The organism is Acidovorax sp. KPB24-07, from assembly GCF_057543315.1.
The window spans coordinates 1-1,367 of the sequence record NZ_BAAJYS010000642.1; the positions used below are offsets into that span (position 1 = coordinate 1).

Sequence of the window (1,367 nt, forward strand, 5' to 3'; positions counted from 1 at the left end):
CCGCCACGTTCAGCAGCATCACCAGCGCGGTGGACAGCAGCACCGCCAAGCCGGCCGAGAGCACGAACGCCAGCCCTGCCGCCGCGCTGGCCGGCGGCTGCCAGGCCCATTCGCGCCAGCCCAGCAGCGGCAGCACCCCGGCGGCGAAGGTCGCCATCAGCGCCACGCGCGGCAGCACCCGCGCGGCGATCCAGCCGGCGCTGCGCGCGAACCACAAGCCATAGGCGTCCACCGGCCGCAGCCGGTCGTACGCCACCGCGCCCGTGCGCACGGACTGCGCCACCTCCGGGTCGCCCGACCACGGCAGCAGCGCCAGCAGCCCCTGGGCCAGCCAGGTGTAAGTGATGGCCTGCTGCAGCGGCATGGGCGCGCCCGAGGCGCCAGCGCCCCCGTAGAACGCGGCCAATACCATCACCTTGATACCGCCCCACCAGCACTGGGTGCCGAAGCCGGCGAGCGCCGCCGTGCGGTACTGCAGCATCTGCAGGAAGCGCGAGACGAACGCGGCGGTGTAGGGCCGCAGCGCCAGCGGCGGCCTCATGCCTCGGCCGCGCCGTGCAGCGCGTAGAAGCGGGCGATGACCTCTTCGATCGCCAGGCCCTCCAGACGAATGTCCTGCACGGCGTGTGCGGCCACCAGCTGCGCGATGAGCGCGGGCGCCGTGGTGACGGCCGGATCGAACCCCAGCACCAGCGTGCGGCCCTCGCGCGCATGGACCGACACGCCCGGCTGCGGCGCCAGCACGGGCGCGTCGTGCCCGAAATCGACCACCAGGCGCCGCTCGGCCATCACCTGGGCGCGCAGGGCCTCGACCGGGCTGTCGGCCAGCACGCGGCCATGGCCGATCACGATCACGCGCTCGGCCAGCGCCTCGATGTCGTGCATGTCGTGGGTGGTGAGCAGCACGGTGGTGCCGCGCTCGCGGTTGGCGCGGCGCACGAAATCCCGCACCGCGAGTTTGGACGGCGCATCCAGGCCGATGGTCGGCTCGTCCAGGAACAGGATGTCGGGCTCGTGCAGCAGCGCCGCCGCGATCTCGGCGCGCATGCGCTGGCCCAGCGAGAGCTGGCGCACGGGCTGGGACAGCACGCCTTCCAGCGACAGCAGCGCGACCAGCTCGTCGCGTGCGCGGCGGTAGCGCTGCTCGTCCACGCGGTAGATGTCGCGCAGAAGGTCGAAGCCCTCGCCCACCGGCAGGTCCCACCACAGCTGGGTGCGCTGGCCGAACACCACGCCGATGCGGGCGACGTGGCGCTCGCGGTCGTCGCTGGGGTGGCGGCCGTCGATCTCCACGCGCCCGCCGTCGGGCCGCAGGATGCCGGACAGGATCTTGATGGTGGTCGATTTGCCCGCGCCGTTCGGCCCGA

Annotated in this window: 1 protein-coding gene and 1 pseudogene; both read right to left on the bottom strand. The window is 73.4% G+C overall.

All coding sequences use genetic code 11. The features are described 5' to 3' along the window. A pseudogene (locus tag AC27IQ_RS24625) lies at positions 1–541 on the bottom strand (ABC transporter permease); the annotation flags it as partial. Beyond that, positions 538–1,367: ABC transporter ATP-binding protein (locus tag AC27IQ_RS24630; protein WP_487091160.1), on the bottom strand; the 830-nt coding region annotated here is incomplete at its 5' end. The pseudogene AC27IQ_RS24625 and the gene AC27IQ_RS24630, both read right to left, overlap by 4 nt.